The 14,366-nt window shown below is 67.6% G+C and carries 14 protein-coding genes; 6 read left to right on the top strand and 8 right to left on the bottom strand.

Translation table 11 applies throughout. From position 1 onward, the window contains the following. The first annotated feature begins 5 nt into the window (after window positions 1-5). Together E7773_RS07285 and E7773_RS07280 are read left to right on the top strand one after the other, a co-directional pair. The gene (locus E7773_RS07285) at window positions 6-599 is read left to right on the top strand and encodes a hypothetical protein (protein ID WP_293990014.1); all 594 of its coding nucleotides are present in this window, start codon (window positions 6-8) and stop codon (window positions 597-599) included. Between the two features lie 14 nt (window positions 600-613). After that, a complete protein-coding gene (locus E7773_RS07280) occupies window positions 614-1,915 on the top strand; it encodes an SPOR domain-containing protein (RefSeq protein ID WP_293989891.1) in 1,302 nt (433 codons plus the stop codon). 1 nt (window position 1,916) lies between these two features. On the opposite strand, the gene E7773_RS07275 is transcribed toward E7773_RS07280, so the two are convergent. Both E7773_RS07275 and E7773_RS07270 read right to left on the bottom strand, forming a co-directional pair. Next, on the bottom strand, window positions 1,917-3,110 hold the full coding sequence (locus E7773_RS07275; protein WP_293989890.1) for a dihydroorotase: 1,194 nt from the start codon (window positions 3,108-3,110) through the stop codon (window positions 1,917-1,919). Beyond that, window positions 3,107-4,093 (bottom strand): aspartate carbamoyltransferase catalytic subunit, encoded by a 987-nt coding sequence (locus E7773_RS07270; protein ID WP_293989889.1) that lies wholly within the window; start codon window positions 4,091-4,093, stop codon window positions 3,107-3,109. Before E7773_RS07270 ends, E7773_RS07275 begins: the two co-directional genes overlap by 4 nt. A 122-nt stretch (window positions 4,094-4,215) precedes the next feature. On the opposite strand from E7773_RS07270, the gene E7773_RS07265 reads away from it, so the two are divergent. Beyond that, window positions 4,216-5,103: a helix-turn-helix domain-containing protein gene (locus tag E7773_RS07265; protein WP_293989888.1), complete on the top strand. Its 888-nt coding sequence runs from the start codon at window positions 4,216-4,218 to the stop codon at window positions 5,101-5,103. On the opposite strand, the gene ruvX is transcribed toward E7773_RS07265, so the two are convergent. Together ruvX and E7773_RS07255 are read right to left on the bottom strand one after the other, a co-directional pair. Then, window positions 5,089-5,550: a Holliday junction resolvase RuvX gene (ruvX, locus tag E7773_RS07260; RefSeq protein WP_293989887.1), complete on the bottom strand. Its 462-nt coding sequence runs from the start codon at window positions 5,548-5,550 to the stop codon at window positions 5,089-5,091. The two genes, E7773_RS07265 and ruvX, sit on opposite strands and share 15 nt — an antisense overlap. After that, window positions 5,547-6,653, bottom strand: coding sequence for a DUF3089 domain-containing protein (locus E7773_RS07255; RefSeq protein WP_293989886.1), 1,107 nt, complete (start codon window positions 6,651-6,653; stop codon window positions 5,547-5,549). Before E7773_RS07255 ends, ruvX begins: the two co-directional genes overlap by 4 nt. 83 nt (window positions 6,654-6,736) lie before the next feature. Here E7773_RS07255 and E7773_RS07250 point away from each other — a divergent pair, with 83 nt between their 5' ends. Genes E7773_RS07250 through gatA form a run of 3 tightly spaced genes read left to right on the top strand, consistent with a single transcriptional unit; the run spans window position 6,737 to window position 10,287 of the window. Then, entirely contained in the window at window positions 6,737-8,461 is a 1,725-nt protein-coding gene (locus E7773_RS07250) for a DUF4153 domain-containing protein (RefSeq protein WP_293989885.1), read from the top strand. A gap of 39 nt (window positions 8,462-8,500) precedes the next feature. After that, complete coding sequence (gene gatC, locus E7773_RS07245; RefSeq protein WP_293989884.1) at window positions 8,501-8,803, top strand: Asp-tRNA(Asn)/Glu-tRNA(Gln) amidotransferase subunit GatC; 303 nt, start codon at window positions 8,501-8,503, stop codon at window positions 8,801-8,803. Beyond that, window positions 8,803-10,287 (top strand): Asp-tRNA(Asn)/Glu-tRNA(Gln) amidotransferase subunit GatA, encoded by a 1,485-nt coding sequence (gene gatA / locus E7773_RS07240; RefSeq protein ID WP_293989883.1) that lies wholly within the window; start codon window positions 8,803-8,805, stop codon window positions 10,285-10,287. The genes gatC and gatA overlap by 1 nt, the downstream gene beginning before the upstream one ends. A gap of 283 nt (window positions 10,288-10,570) precedes the next feature. Here gatA and E7773_RS07235 read toward each other — a convergent pair whose 3' ends face one another. Genes E7773_RS07235 through E7773_RS07220 form a run of 4 tightly spaced genes read right to left on the bottom strand, consistent with a single transcriptional unit; the run spans window position 10,571 to window position 14,328 of the window. After that, complete coding sequence (locus E7773_RS07235; RefSeq protein ID WP_293989882.1) at window positions 10,571-10,789, bottom strand: hypothetical protein; 219 nt, start codon at window positions 10,787-10,789, stop codon at window positions 10,571-10,573. 51 nt (window positions 10,790-10,840) lie between these two features. Beyond that, window positions 10,841-12,109, bottom strand: coding sequence for an N-succinylarginine dihydrolase (locus tag E7773_RS07230; protein ID WP_293989881.1), 1,269 nt, complete (start codon window positions 12,107-12,109; stop codon window positions 10,841-10,843). After that, window positions 12,110-13,126 carry an arginine N-succinyltransferase gene (locus E7773_RS07225; protein WP_293989880.1) on the bottom strand — a complete coding sequence of 339 codons (1,017 nt, stop codon included), beginning with the start codon at window positions 13,124-13,126 and terminating at the stop codon, window positions 12,110-12,112. Then, complete coding sequence (locus tag E7773_RS07220; protein ID WP_293989879.1) at window positions 13,123-14,328, bottom strand: hydrolase; 1,206 nt, start codon at window positions 14,326-14,328, stop codon at window positions 13,123-13,125. Before E7773_RS07220 ends, E7773_RS07225 begins: the two co-directional genes overlap by 4 nt. Window positions 14,329-14,366 lie beyond the last annotated feature (38 nt).

Genomic DNA, 14,366 nt, shown 5'->3' with positions numbered 1-14,366 from the left:
CGATGATGAGCGAACCCAAATCCTTCGCCTCGCTGTCCTCGGGCCTGCTCGCCCGCAAGGGTCATGCGCGCCCCGCGATGCGGCCGCAGGGCTTCACCGGCGGCTATGCGTCGCTGGCCGGCGGTCTCGACGATCTCGGCTGGAACGACATGGGGCAGATTCACGAGCCCGAAGCCGATATCCACCCGCTGAACGCCGAAGACGCAATCGTCGCGCCGCCCGAGGGTGTGCCGCCGGTGCTCGCGCAGCGCCGCCAGCTGAAGGAAGAATTCGAACCGCCGGTGATCGACGCGGTCCCCGACGAGCACGACGTGACGATCGAGGCACCGGTGCACGAGCCGGCCGAGGTCGTCTCGATCGTCCGCCGCCCGGTGTCGGTCGCGACCGCCGGCCGGCTGGCGCGCGAGACGCGGCACAAGAACAAGGCAGCGTTCACGCTTCGGCTCGACGAGGACCGTCATCTCCGCCTGCGGCTCGCGAGCGCGCTCGCCGGGCGATCGGCGCAGATGCTGGTGACCGAAGCATTGGACGCGTTTCTGGAAAGCGTTCCCGAAGTCGACGACCTGGCGCGCCAGGTGCCGGTTCGGGCCAAGGGTTGAACGGGGGTATGACCATGAACAGCAAGGGTCTGAAAACCGGCCTGTCGGCGCTGGCGCTCTGCGTCGCGTTCGGTGGTCTGGTCGAAGGCGTCGCGGTGGCGGGCGAACGCAGCGCCGCGCAGATGGCCGCGGCCGCGCGCGACGATGCCGCGAAGGCGTCGAAGGCGCTGGCGAAGCGCAATGCCGGTGAAGCGGTGCGTTATGCCGAGCTCGCCGTCGCGATGCAGCCGCAATCGGCCGAGTATCGCGCGCTGTTGGGTCAGGCCTATCTGCTTGCCGGTCGGTTCGGCTCGGCCAGCACCGCGCTCAACGATTCGCTCAGCCTGTCGCCGGGCGAGGGCAAGGTCGCGCTCAATCTCGCGCTCGCGCAGATCGCCGATGGCGACTGGCAAGGCGCGCGCCGCACGCTCGACGCCAATTCGGGGGCCATTTCAATCAGCGATCGCGGGCTCGCGCTGGCGCTGGCCGGCGACCCGGCCGCCGCGGTCGACCTGATGCTGCCGGTCGCACGCCAGCCCGGCGCCGATGCCAAGCTGCGCCAGAACCTCGCGCTCAGTCTCGCGCTGGCGGGCCGTTGGCAGGATGCCAAGATCGTCGCCAGCATGGACCTGTCGCCGACCGAAACCGATCAGCGCCTGCAGGACTGGGCGGCGTTCGCGCGCCCGACCGGTCGCGCCGACCAGGTCGCGGCGCTGCTCGGCGTGAGTCCGGCAAACGATCCGGGTCAGCCGGTCGCGCTGGCGCTCAACGCGCCCGCGCCGGTAGCCGTTGCCGCCGTCGCGCCGACGCCGGTCGTGGTCGAGGCGCCGGCGCCTGCGCCGGTCGTCGCGGCCGTGGTCTCCGCGCCCGCACCAGTCGCCGACCCGATGGTCTTGCCGAAGCCCGCCGTGTCGGGCGTCGTTTTCGCGCCGCGTGCTGAAGTTGTGCAGCCGCTGCCGGTCAAGGCCGTCAAGCCGGCAGTCGGTATCGTGCCTGTCAAATCCAGAAATTTCGTCAAACCTCCGGTCGCTGCCATAACCACCCCGGGCGCTTCCAAGGTCAGCGTGGGTAAGGGCAATTTCTTTGTCCAGCTCGGTGCCTATGACAGCGCGGGCGTCGCTCGCGATGGCTGGGCGCGGGCCTCACGCGCATTTTCGGGCTATGTGCCGCAGGGCATGCCGGTCACCGTTGCGGGCAAGACCTATTATCGCCTGTCAGTCGGCGGCTTCGACGAAGCCGGCGCAAAGCGGATGTGCTCAAACTATCGCGCCAAGGGCGGGCGCTGCTTCGTCCGCGCCGGCGCGGGCGATAAGGCCGCGGCTTGGGCGAAGAAGTAAGCTAGATTTCCGCGCCGCCCTTCCACAGGCGAAGCACCTTTCCTTGAGCCGGCAGCCCGTCGAACGGCGTGTTGCCGGCTCTTGCCGTCATGGCCTCGCCCTTGATCTGCCACGGCGCGTGCTCGTCGAGCAGCAGCAGGTCGGCGGGCATGCCGGGCGCGAGGGTCCCCGAGTCGAGCCCGAGCAATTCCGCCGGGTTGGCCGCGAGCAGCGCGAACAGGCGCTCGATCGGCATTTCGAGCGACAGCCCCAAAGCAAGTAGGGTCTCCGCACCCGACGCACCTTCGGCGGCGTCGGCGAAGGGGAGGCGTTTTTCCTCCGGACCGCGCGGATCGTGGCCCGAGCACAGCACGTCGACGGTCCCGTCCTTGACCGCCGCCAGCGCCGCCTGACGGTCGCTTTCGTCGCGCAACGGCGGCGAGAGGTGCGCGAACGTGCGGAAATCGCTCATCGCATTGTCGGACAGCAGCAGGTGGGCAGGCGTGATCCCGCAGGTAACGCGCACGCCGCGCCGCTTGGCCGCGCGGATCAGGTCGAACCCGGCAGCGGTCGTGACCTGGCGGACGTGCAGCCGCGCGCCGGTATCTTCTGCCAGCGCCACGTCGCGCGCGATCGCCAGCGCTTCGGCGATCGCGGGCGCGGCGGGCAGGCCGAGCCGCGTCGCGGTCTCGCCCTCGGTGGCGACCTTGCCGTCGGTCAGCCCGCCATCCTCGGCGTGCGTGATCACCACGAGATCGAGGTCGCGGGCATAGGCCAGCACTTTGCGCATCACCCCCGAGTCCGCGATCCAGCGCCGCCCGGTCGAGACGGCCTTCGCGCCCGCGCCCATCATGATTGCCATTTCGGCGAGATCGGTCCCGGCGAGCCCCTTGGTCGCAGCGGCGATCGGATGGATCCACAGCTTCGGCTTGCCGACCAGCGAAGCGCGCTGGACGATGCCGGGGTCGTCGAGCACCGGCGACTGATCGGGCATCAGCCCGACGCGGACGATCCCTCCGGCGCGGAACGCCGCGCGGTCGATTGCGAATACACCGAAGTCGATAATCCCCGGCGCGAGCGTCTTGCCGCCGCAATCGATCGTCTCGGCATCGTTGGCATGGGCGTTGGTGATCACGTCGTCGCGGACGTGCAATTCGCCCGGCTCGGTGCCCTCGGGTCGCACGACCCGGGCGTTGACGAAGCGCAGGTTGCTCATGCCCACCCTTCCATGCCGCGTGCGCGCCGGGTTAGCACGTCGAGGCACGCCATCCGCACCGCGACTCCCATCTCGACCTGCTCGGTGATCGCCGATTGCACCGAGTCGGCGACGCTGGAGTCGATCTCGACCCCGCGGTTCATCGGGCCGGGGTGCATTACGAGAGCATCCGGTTTGGCCAGCGCGAGCCTCTCGGGCGTCAGCCCGTAGCGCAAGTGGAACTCGCGCGTGGACGGGATGAACGCGCCCGACATCCGCTCGTTCTGCAGGCGTAGCATCATTACGACATCCGCGCCGCGGAGCGCGGCATCGAAATCCGAAAACGGCGTGGCGCACATCCGGCCGATCGCGGCGGGCATCAGCGTCGCGGGTGCCACCACGCGCACCTCGGCGGCGAGCGCGGTCAGCGCGAGAATATTCGAGCGCGCCACCCGGCTGTGCAGGATGTCGCCGCAGATCACGACGCGCTGCCCCGCGATGCTCCCGCGTCGTCGTCGGATCGTCAGCGCGTCGAGCAAGGCTTGGGTCGGGTGTTCGTGGCTGCCGTCGCCTGCGTTCAAGACCGGGCAATCGACCTTGTCGGCAATCAGCCGCACCGCGCCCGAACTGGCGTGGCGGATCACGATCATGTCGGCGCGCATCGCATTCAGCGTCTGCGCGGTGTCGATCAGCGTCTCGCCCTTTTTCACGCTCGATTGCGCGACCGCCATGTTGACCACGTCGGCGCCAAGCCGCTTCCCCGCGATCTCGAACGACAGGAGCGTCCGCGTCGAATTCTCGAAGAAGGCGTTAATCAGCGTCAGGCCCGCGAGGCGCTTGTCGGGCTTGGCGCGCGCCCTGTTCGCTTCGATCCACTGCTCCGCCTCATCGAGCAGGAACATGATCTCGTGCGGCTCGATCCCGTCGATTCCGGTCAGATGCCCGTGCGGGAAAACGGCGCCGCCCTGAATGAGCGACGCGGGGCGATGATCCGATGCTTGCATCAAAGCCGTCGCCTAGACCGCCGCTCACGCCGGCGCAAGCCGATCGGTAAAATCGCTCGGGATCGGTTCGCCGGCCCTTTCCAATCCCCGCGCATTTGGACACATTGCCCGCGGGGGAATCAATGACCGATCGAGCCGCAGACAGGCAGCCGACCGACGTCCGCTTTCACTTGCCGGCGCCATCGCTCAGGGCGCTGGTCACCTCCTATTGCGTGATCGACGCGCCGGACCCGGTGGTCGATTTCACGCATCCCGAATGGGCCAACATCCGCTTCCTGCTGAGAGGCGACTTGCGCTTCGGCGACCCCGACGGGCGTGAGATGACGCCGCCGCCCAACGCATCGATCATGGGACCGACCGACCGATCGTGGCGATTCGACAGTAACGGCGGCATGACGATCGGCATCGGGTTCACGCCGATCGGCTGGCTGAGCCTGATCGGCACCGACGCGTCGCACATCGCGAACGGGATCGTTCCCTTGGGCGACGAGCTCGGCGAACCCGGCGAGGCGATCCTGGAACGATTGATCGCGGCGCCCGACGATGTGGCGCGCGTCGCGATCCTCGATACGATTCTGACCGCGCTGCCGCTGCGTGCGAGCCATTATCGCGACGCCGCGATCAAGGTTCAGGAAGCGTTGTTATCGGGCGTCATCGACGATGTCTCGAATCTCGCCGACACGCTCGAAATCGAGCCGCGTACCTTGCACCGCGTGTGTCGCACGGCGTTCGGCTTTTCCCCGGTCCGGCTGCTGCGACGCCAGCGTTTTCTGCGCACGCTCGCCCGCGTCCGCGCCTCGCTCGACCGGCCGCTCGGTCAGCTCATCGACGAGCATTATTACGACCAGGCGCATTTCAACCGCGATTTCAAGGCGTATATGGGAATGACCCCTCGCGCCTATTATGACAGCCCGCGCGAGATACTACGCCGCGGCGGGGAGGAGCGCCGCCGGGTGCTCGGCGCGCAAGTGCAGGGGCTTCACGTCAACTCGTCGTCAGCTCGCGACTAGTCCGTCGATCGCGCCCTGCAGGATGTAGCTCGCGGCCAGCTTGTCGACGCGTTCGGCGCGCTTGGCGCGGCTCAGATCCTCGGCGATCATCTGGCGCTCGACCGCCTGGGTGGACCAGCGTTCGTCCCACAACAGGATCGGCAGGTTCAGGTCGGCGAGGTTGCGCGCGAAGGCGCGAGTCGATTGGGTGCGGGGGGAATCGCTGCCGTCGAGGTTGAGAGGGAGGCCGACGACAAGCCCCTGAACCGCTTGCGCCCCGATCAGCGCGACGAGCGTCGCCTTGTCGGCGGTGAACTTGGTCCGGCGGATCAGCTCGGCGGGACTGGCGAAGCTCCACCCGGCATCGCACAAGGCGGTGCCGATCGTCTTCGTCCCGACATCGAGCCCGAGCAGCCGCCCCCCATCGGGCAACGCCGCGCGATACGCGATGCGGTCTTCGGTGATCATTTCGCCGAAAACGTCTTCAACCGCCGCACCGTGTCGGCGCGGACGTTCGCCCAGAACAGCGAATAATCGAACACGTGGTAGTTGTTGCCCGGCAGGACATAGGGGCCAAGGTCGATCGGCTGGCCGATGCTCAGGAAGCCGCGGCCGACGCATTTGGCGGGCACCGTTCCGACGCTCATCGTTCCGGTCTTGAAGTCGGACGAGGCGACGAGCGTGCCGAGGTTCGCGGTGGCGGGCGCGGCGGCGTTTGGCGTGCCGGTCAGCGGATTGGTGCAGACGAGCGGCGTTCCGGCGCGCGCGATGCCGGTCGGGCCGCTGGTCTTGTCGAAAATATCGAGCAGCATCGACGTGTCGGCGGGCTCGGCATAGCTTTGCCATGACAGGATGCATCCCGCCTGGTCCGCCGTCGTGCATTCTGGCAGCCCGAGTGCGGGGAGGTCGGCGGTCTTCGATACCGGCCAGCCGATCACGTACGCCGCGACGATTCGCTTCGCGAGCGGCTTGTCCGCGACTCGCTCGCGCAACAGGCGGGTGAGGTGGAACGCGCCCTGGCTGTGCCCGGCGAGGATGATCGGGCGGTCGGGGCCGATTTCCCTGAGGAACTCGTCGAATGCCATGGCGACGTCGCGGTATGCGAGGTCGAGCGCCTTCCCGGCGTCGGCCTGGCTGGTCAGGAACGCCCCGAACGTCGCCTGGCGGTAACGCGGCGCCCAAACTTGCCCCGCTTCGTTGAACACGCTCGCCTGACCCCGCAGGAACAAGGCGGCACGCCCGTTCGCCTCGGCATCGTCGAGCGGTGCGTTCCAGTGCGCGCGGTTGAGGTACGAGGTCGGGTGGATGAAGAACACCGCCGCCGGCGCCGTCGCGGGCACACCGTATCCGGGTGGCGTCCAGGTCGCGGGATTGCCGCGCAGGTCGGGCCGCGCCAGCCACATCTTCGCGTCGGCATAGGCGCCCTGCGGTTCCGCCGGTGCCGATTCGAAAGCGGTGCCCGGCACCATCGACAGGCGCATCACCCAGCCGGGGAAGAGCCGATAAACGAACGCGCCGGCGATCACCAGCAGCAGGATGACGACGATCGCGTAGAGGAACTTGCGGGCCATGCGCGCGCCGTGCCCGATGCACGCGGCGCTTGCAATCGGCGAGCGCAACGCGTTGTTTCGGTGCACCAAGGGGAGGACGCGCCATGGACGACCAATTGCAGAGCGACGAGCCGGGCTGGCCGCAGCGCGCCGTGATCCTGATCGCGGTGGGGGCGGTCGCAGCCTTGATCGTCCAGCAATTGATGCAGCCCGAAGACTGGCATCGCGGTCATGGCGCGTGGCGCGATGCGTGCGCAACCGGCGTGGGCGTCGCCGCGCTGGCGTTCGGGTTCGGGCTCGGCCGCGTGCGGATCGCTTGGACGATGGCGTTCGCGCCCGCGCTCGGGCTGCTCGCCGGGCTGATCCAATATTGGAACGGCCAGCCCAACGGCTTGTGGACGTGGAGCGGCGCGAGCCTGGTGCTCGCCGTCGCCATTGCCGTACCGCTGTTCCAGGTCGCGCGCGACGAAGGGCGCTTGTCGTTACCGTACAGCCAGGTTCACGGCCATGCCTGGACCAATATCGTCCTGTGGGGCGCGTGCTGGGGGTTCACCGGGATCGTGGTGCTGCTGTCGCACCTGCTCGCCGAACTGTTCGCGCTGATCGGGATCGATTTCCTCAAGGACTGGCTCAGCCACCATTGGTCGAACGCGCTGATCATCGGTGCGGCGTTCGGCGCGGCGCTCGGGCTGTTGCGCGACCGCGACCGCGTGGTGCGGCTGTTGCAGCGCGTGGTGACCTCGGTGCTGGGGTTCCTCGCGCCGATCCTGGGCGTGGCGCTGATCCTGTTCCTGCTCTCGCTGCCGTTCACGGGCCTGAGCAAATTGTGGGAGGCGACCAAGTCGACCACGCCGGTGCTGATGGCGTGCGTCATCGGTGCGCTGATCCTCGCCAATGCCGTGATCGGGCACGGCCCGGACGACGAGGCGAAGAGCCCGGTACTGCGCTGGTCGGCGCTTGCGCTGGGCGTCGCGGTGCTGCCGCTTGCGATCATCGCCGCGGTCGCGATGGGGTTGCGGATCGGCCAGTACGGCATGACGCCCGACCGTTTGTGGGGGCTGACCGTCGTGGTGTTCGCGGTCGCCTATGGCCTCGTCTACCTCGCCGACGCGGTGCGCGGGCGGCTGGGCTGGGCATCATTGGTCCGCCGCGACAATATCCGTATCGCCCTCGCAACGATGGTGGCGGGGCTGGTGCTGGCGACGCCGATCCTGGGGTTCAACGCGATTTCCACCAACGATCAGGTCGCGCGGTTGAAATCGGGCAAGGTGAGCGCCGACAAGTTCGACTGGGCCGCGCTGGCGTTCGACTTCGGTGAACCGGGCGAGCGCGCGCTGGCGGAGCTGCGGCGGTCGGCGAATGCGGAGATCGCCCAGCGAGCCGACGACGCTGCTAAGGCAAACGGCCGCTATGAGGTCGGCGATCAACTCAAGAATCAGCGCAGGCAAGCGGAGGTCGCCAATTTGCGCGTATTACCGGCGGGAACGGTGTTACCTGCTGACCTACGCAAAGGCATTGCGGACAGTGAGCAGTGCGATGCCGGGCAGTGCACGATTTTCTTTCTGGTTCCTAACAAGCAAGCAATCGTGATGGACAATGGCTGTTTCACCGATCCGCCGGCCTCGGCTTGGATGAATTGTGGCGATCCTGTCGCTTGGTACCGCTACGAGAATGGCTGGGCCGTGGGGACGAGAACCGCTGCGCAACCGGACGCCGCTGCGATTGTTGCGCGCAACGCCGCCTATAAAGTCGGCAAGGCCGAGGTCCGCACCGTCACGCGCCGTCAGGTCTTTATCGGCGGTGTCCCGGTGGGTCCCGATTTCGAATAGGTTGCGTCGGCGCGGCTCGCTCTGCTAGCCGCGCCTCCCATGTCCGTAGACGCCGCAACCGTGAAGAAGATCGCGAGCCTGGCCCGCATCGCGATCACCGACGAGGAGGTCGCGAAGATCGCGCCCGAGCTCGACAATATTCTGGGCTGGATCGAGCAGCTGGGCGAGGTCGACACGTCGGGTGTCGCACCGATGACCGCGGTGATCCCCAACCATCTGCGCCTGCGCGACGACGTCGTGAACGCCGACCCGCTGACTGGCGGCGGAAAGCGCGATGCGGTGCTGGCTAATGCGCCGGAGGCCGAGCATGGCTTCTTCACCGTGCCGAAGGTGATCGAATAGTGGCCGACATCACCGATCTCGGCGTCGCCGCCATCCGCGACGGGGTGCGCGACGGCACCTTCTCCGCCACCGATGTCGCGACCGCGTTCAACGACGCGGTCGCCAAGGCGAAAACGCTCAACGCGTTCCTGGTCGAGACTCCCGATCACGCGCTCGCCGCCGCGAAGGCTGCCGATGACGCGCGCGCCACGGGCGAGACGCTCAAGCCGCTCGCCGGCGTGCCGATCGGGATGAAGGACCTGTTCTGTACCAAAGGCGTGGCGTCGACGGCGGCGAGCCACATCCTCGAAGGGTTCACGCCCGAATACGAATCGACCGTGTCGCAGAACCTGTGGGACGCCGGCGCGGGCATGTTGGGCAAGCTCAACATGGACCAGTTCGCGATGGGATCGTCGAACGAGACCTCGTATTTCGGCAACGTCATTTCCCCATGGAAACGTAACGATGGCGGCAACGCGCCGCTCGCGCCGGGCGGCTCGTCGGGCGGCAGCTCGGCGGCGATCGCCGCGCGACTCTGTCCCGCGGCGACCGGCACCGACACCGGCGGCTCGATCCGCCAGCCCGCATCGTTCACCGGGATCGCCGGGATCAAGCCGACCTATGGCCGCTGCTCGCGCTGGGGCGTGGTGGCGTTCTCTTCCAGCCTCGACCAGGCCGGGCCGATGGCGCGCGACGTGCGCGACTGCGCGATCATGCTCGAGGCGATGGCCGGGTTCGACGCGAAGGATGCGACCAGTCTGCAGCTCGACGTGCCCAAGTGGGAAGCGGGGCTCAACGCCAGCCTAGCGGGCAAGCGCATCGGTATCCCCAAGGAATATCGCGTCGACAACATGCCGGCGGAGATCGAGGCGCTGTGGCAGCAGGGTATCGAATGGGTGAAGGACGCGGGTGCCGAGGTGGTCGAAGTGTCGCTGCCGCACACCAAATACGCGCTGCCGGCCTATTACATCATCGCCCCGGCGGAGGCTTCGTCCAATCTCGCGCGCTATGACGGCGTGCGGTACGGGTTGCGCGACCTGCCTGACGGCGCGAACCTGCAGGAAATGTACGCGGCGACCCGCGCGGAGGGCTTCGGTGCCGAGGTCAAGCGCCGCATCCTGATCGGTACTTATGTCTTGTCGGCAGGGTTTTATGACGCGTATTTCACACAAGCTTCGAAGGTCCGCGCGCTGATCGCGCGCGATTTCGACGAAGCATGGAAGTCGTGCGACCTGCTGCTCACGCCGACCGCGCCCTCGGCGGCGTTCGCGCTGGGCGAGAAATCGGCCGATCCGATCGCGATGTATCTGAACGATGTCTTCACGGTACCGTCGAGCCTCGCCGGTCTGCCCGCGATGTCGGTGCCCGGCGGGCTCGACAGGGACGGCCTGCCGCTCGGCCTCCAGGTGATTGGCAAGGCGCTCGACGAGCAAGGCGTGCTGGATGCGTGCCTGGCGATCGAGGAGCGGGCGGCGTTTGTCACGCGACCCGAAGCTTGGTGGTAAGCTAGCCTTAAATCGTCATGCCGGACTTGTTCCGGCATCCAACGTGCCACCAACGATGTAGCTGGTGGAGAGTTGGACCCCGGAACAAGTCCCGGGTGACGAATACAGTTGAAATGTTGGACTTCGTTTGAGAGCGTCCGATCCGCTCTTTGACATCGTGATCTTGCACCATCACGAACCATACTGGCATACCATGGTTAGTGCGAACATTGGGAACATTCGCGCACCGACCCCGGCATCCTGGAATCATCACCGATAGCGTGAAGTTTGTGAAGTTTGGCCGTCACTCGGCCCGGCTGCGCTCGACCGAATCGAGAATCCGCGCACCGGCCATGAACACCGCGATCGGGCAGACCGAGAACAGCATCCAGCCGCCGAAGCCGGGATATTGCTGGACGTAATGCACCCCGCGCTCGACCGCGCCGAGGCCGAGGCCATAGATGATCAGGAACGCCTCGAACTTGGTCTTGATGACGAACAGGCGAGAGATCTTGGTCCACATGCCCGCATTAACGCATGGACCGTGCCAATGGCGGAAACGCGCGGTTTCGCGTTACCGGACAGGGTTAATCGTAAGTAAATCCGACAGATAGAGCGTCTCGAACAGCGCGGTGCGGGCCGTGCGGATCCGGTCGATCAGCGCGGGCTCGCCGATGTCGGGACCCGCGATCTCCTCGGGCCATTTCGTCTCGATCACCGACGCGATGCGGTCGAGCTTGGCGGCGTCGACCAGAAAGCGTTCGTCGACCGTCGCGGTGTCGGACACGACGCGCAGCCGCAGGCACGCTGGACCGCCGCCGTTCGCCATCGACTGGCGGACATCGACCACTTCGACCCGCCGGATCGGGCCGTTGCCGGCGAGCATCGACTGCAGCCAGGTCCAGACGGCGGGTGTGTCGCGCGCCTCGCTCGGCACGATCAGCGTCATCGTGCCGTCCGGCAGCGTGACGAGTTGGGCGTTGAACAGGTAGGACGAGATCGCATCGGCCAAACTGACCTTCGCAGCGGGCACTTCGACGATCTCGGCCCAAGGCGCCACCCGCGCGATGTCGGCGTAGAGGCCGGCCTTGTCCTCGAACGCCTGTTCGTGCGCGAACAGCACGCGCTCGTTGGCGACCGCGACGACGTCGTTGTGGAACGCGCCGGCGGCGATCGCGGCGGCCGATTGCTGCGCGTAGATTGTGCGGTCGGGCGCCAGTTTGTGCCGTCGCGCGATCGCCTCGCACGCCTCGCGGCGCTGGCGCGCCGGAAAGGGCCCACCGCTCTCGCCATAAACGAAGATCTCGACCCCGCGGTCGCCGTGATGCTCGCACAGCCGCATGTGGTTGGCGGCGCCCTCGTCGCCGAACGGGGCGGGGACGGGGAGGTGCACCGCGAATGCCGGATGGGCGAAGGCGAGGCGAAGCTGCGCCAGCGTCTCGGGCCATTCGTGGCTGCGGTGCGGCATCGTGACGAGGTTGGCGACGGTCAGGTGGCACCGGCCGTCGGGGGTATCGGGGGCGGGCGAGACGGTCGCCGCGTTCGCCGCCCACATCGGCGAGGCGGACAGGGCCTGCGCCTTGAGGTGCGGCGGCGCGTCGGCATAGTTGGTCGCGAGGCTCTCCAGCCAGCGGTCGTCGGGCCGGTCGTGCGGCAACAGGATGCCCTGCGTCAGCCCGAGCTTGAGATTGGCGCGCATCTTGTCCACGCCCTCCAGCGCGGCGTCGCGCGGGCGTGACGTCATGCCGGCATTCTTCGTCGCGGCCAGGTTTCCCGCGCTCAAGCCGGCATAATTGTGGCTCGGCCCGACGATCCCGTCGAAGTTGATCTCGACCAGCGCCATTCAGAACCGACCAACATGCGTGATCGCATCGCCCTCTTGCACGCCCAGCGCAATCGCGCCCGCGCGGTCGATCACCACGCCGCCCGCGGCCTCGCGCAGCTTGGCATAGGCGCAGTGGAAATCGCCGAGCCGACCGGTCGCGGCCAGTACGCGCTCGCCGCCGTCCTGATCGACCGCCACGACGGTGCTCGAGATCGCGTTGGCGATGCTCTTCACATTGTCGGTGTGCGCGGTCATCGTCGGCCCGCCGTCGAAGATGTCGATATATTTCTCGAACGCGAACCCCTCGCTTTCGAGCATCCGCATCGCCGCACGGCCCGAGGGATGCGGCAGCCCGATCACCGACCGCGCACTCTCGGTCAGCATCGCGACATAGATCGGGTGCTTGGGGAACAGGTCGGCAATGAACTGGTGGCCGTGGGTGGCGTTGAACTGGTCGGCATCCTGGAAATTCATCCCGAAGAACCGACCCGCCAGACCATCCCAGAACGGCGACCCGCCCGCCTCGTCGATGATCCCGCGCAATTCGGCCAGGATGCGGTCGGCGAAACGTGCGCGGTGCATCGCGATGAACAGGTAGCGGCTGCGCGCGAGCAGCATGCCCAAGCCCCCTGCGCGCTCGCCCGGGTGGAGGAACAACCCGCCGACCTCGCTCGCGCCCTCCAGGTCGGTGGTGAGACTCAGCATTTCGGCGCGGAAGGTGCGCTTCAGTTCCTTGCTGGTCTGCGACAGCGTGCCGATGCGGTAGCTGTAGAACGGGTGCTCCTGGCCGACGCGGCTGAACATCTGGCACGTCCCGCGCACGTCGCCCGTCTCGACGTTTTCGAGCATCAGCACGAAGGCTTCGTCGGCCAGCCCGTCCGCGGTCCGCGCGAACGCCGCGCTGCTCTTGTCGAGCCGCGCCTTGAGCGCGCGGCGGTCGGCGGGCAGGTTGGTGAAGCCGCCGCCGGTCAGCTTCGCCATTTCGTAGAGGTGGTCCAGATCGCCCTCTCGCGCGGCGCGGATACGAAAGCTCACAATTCCCCCTTTTCGGCGATCTTCAGGATCGTCAGCGCAGATAGCGCGGCGCGTTCGGGCAGCGAATCGACCAGCAGGAATTCGTCCGCCGAATGGATCGCCCCACCGCGCGCGCCCATCGTGTCGACCACCGGCACGCCCGCCGCGGCGATGTTGTTGCCGTCGCACACCCCGCCGGTCGCCTTCCACGCGATGTCGAGACCGAGGTCGGCGCCGGCCTGTCTGACCAGGCCGAACAGCCTGGCAGCGCCATCGTCGATCGGCTTGGGCGGGCGGTTGAAGCTGCCGTGCAGATCGATGCGGACATCGCGATCGGCGGCCACTGCCGCGATGGCGGAATCGATCGCGGTCTGCGCGGCGGCGATAGCCTTGGGCGAGGCGGGGCGGAAATTGACGCGCAGCACCGCGAGGTCGGGCACGACATTGTTCGGCCCGCCGCCCTCGATCCGCGCCGGATTGACCGCGAGGGCTTCCTGCTTCGCCGCGGACAGGCGCACCGCGAGATCGCTCGCCGCGACGATCGCGTTGCGCCCGTCATCGGGGTTGCGCCCGGCATGCGCGCTCTTGCCGTGGACGACGATCGAGAAATTGCCAGTGCCGCCGCGCGCGCCGGCCAGCGTCCCGTCGGCGAGCGCGGGCTCGTAGGTCAGCGCCGCGACCTTGCCTCGCGCGAGGTCGGCGATCAGCGCGGCGGACGAGAAACTGCCCGTTTCCTCGTCCGAATTGATCATTACCTCGTACCCGATCCGCGCGGCGAGCGGCGATTCCTCGACGGCCTTGAGTGCGGCGAGCAACAACGCGAGCCCGCCCTTCATGTCGGCGACGCCGGGGCCGTTGAGCGTGTTGGCGTCGAGATTTGTCAGCGACTGGAATGGGTGATCGACGGGATACACGGTGTCCATGTGCCCTGTGAACAGCATCCGCACCGCCGCCTCGGGCCGCACGCGCACGACAAGATGCTGGCCGTGCTCGATCGCCCGGACGACGCCGTCCGAGTCGACGCTTTCGGCGGGCGCGGGTTCGATCAATGACACCTCGCCGGGGAGCGCCGAGAACGCATTCGCCAACGTTTGTGCCATCGCGTTCAGCCCGGCGAGGTTGCGCGTGCCGCTGTTGATCGCCGCCCAGGCGCGGGTGTTCGCGAGCATCGGTTCCGCGCTGAGTCGATCGAACAGCGCGGATACGGAGGGAGCAACGGTCATGGCATTCGTCTAGGCCCGCTCGCTCGCGGGGTGAACCC

Source organism: Sphingomonas sp., assembly GCF_004799495.1.
GTDB lineage: Bacteria > Pseudomonadota > Alphaproteobacteria > Sphingomonadales > Sphingomonadaceae > Sphingomonas.
The sequence above is the reverse complement of the archived record's forward strand: the minus strand, read 5'-3'. Positions and strand labels throughout refer to the sequence as shown.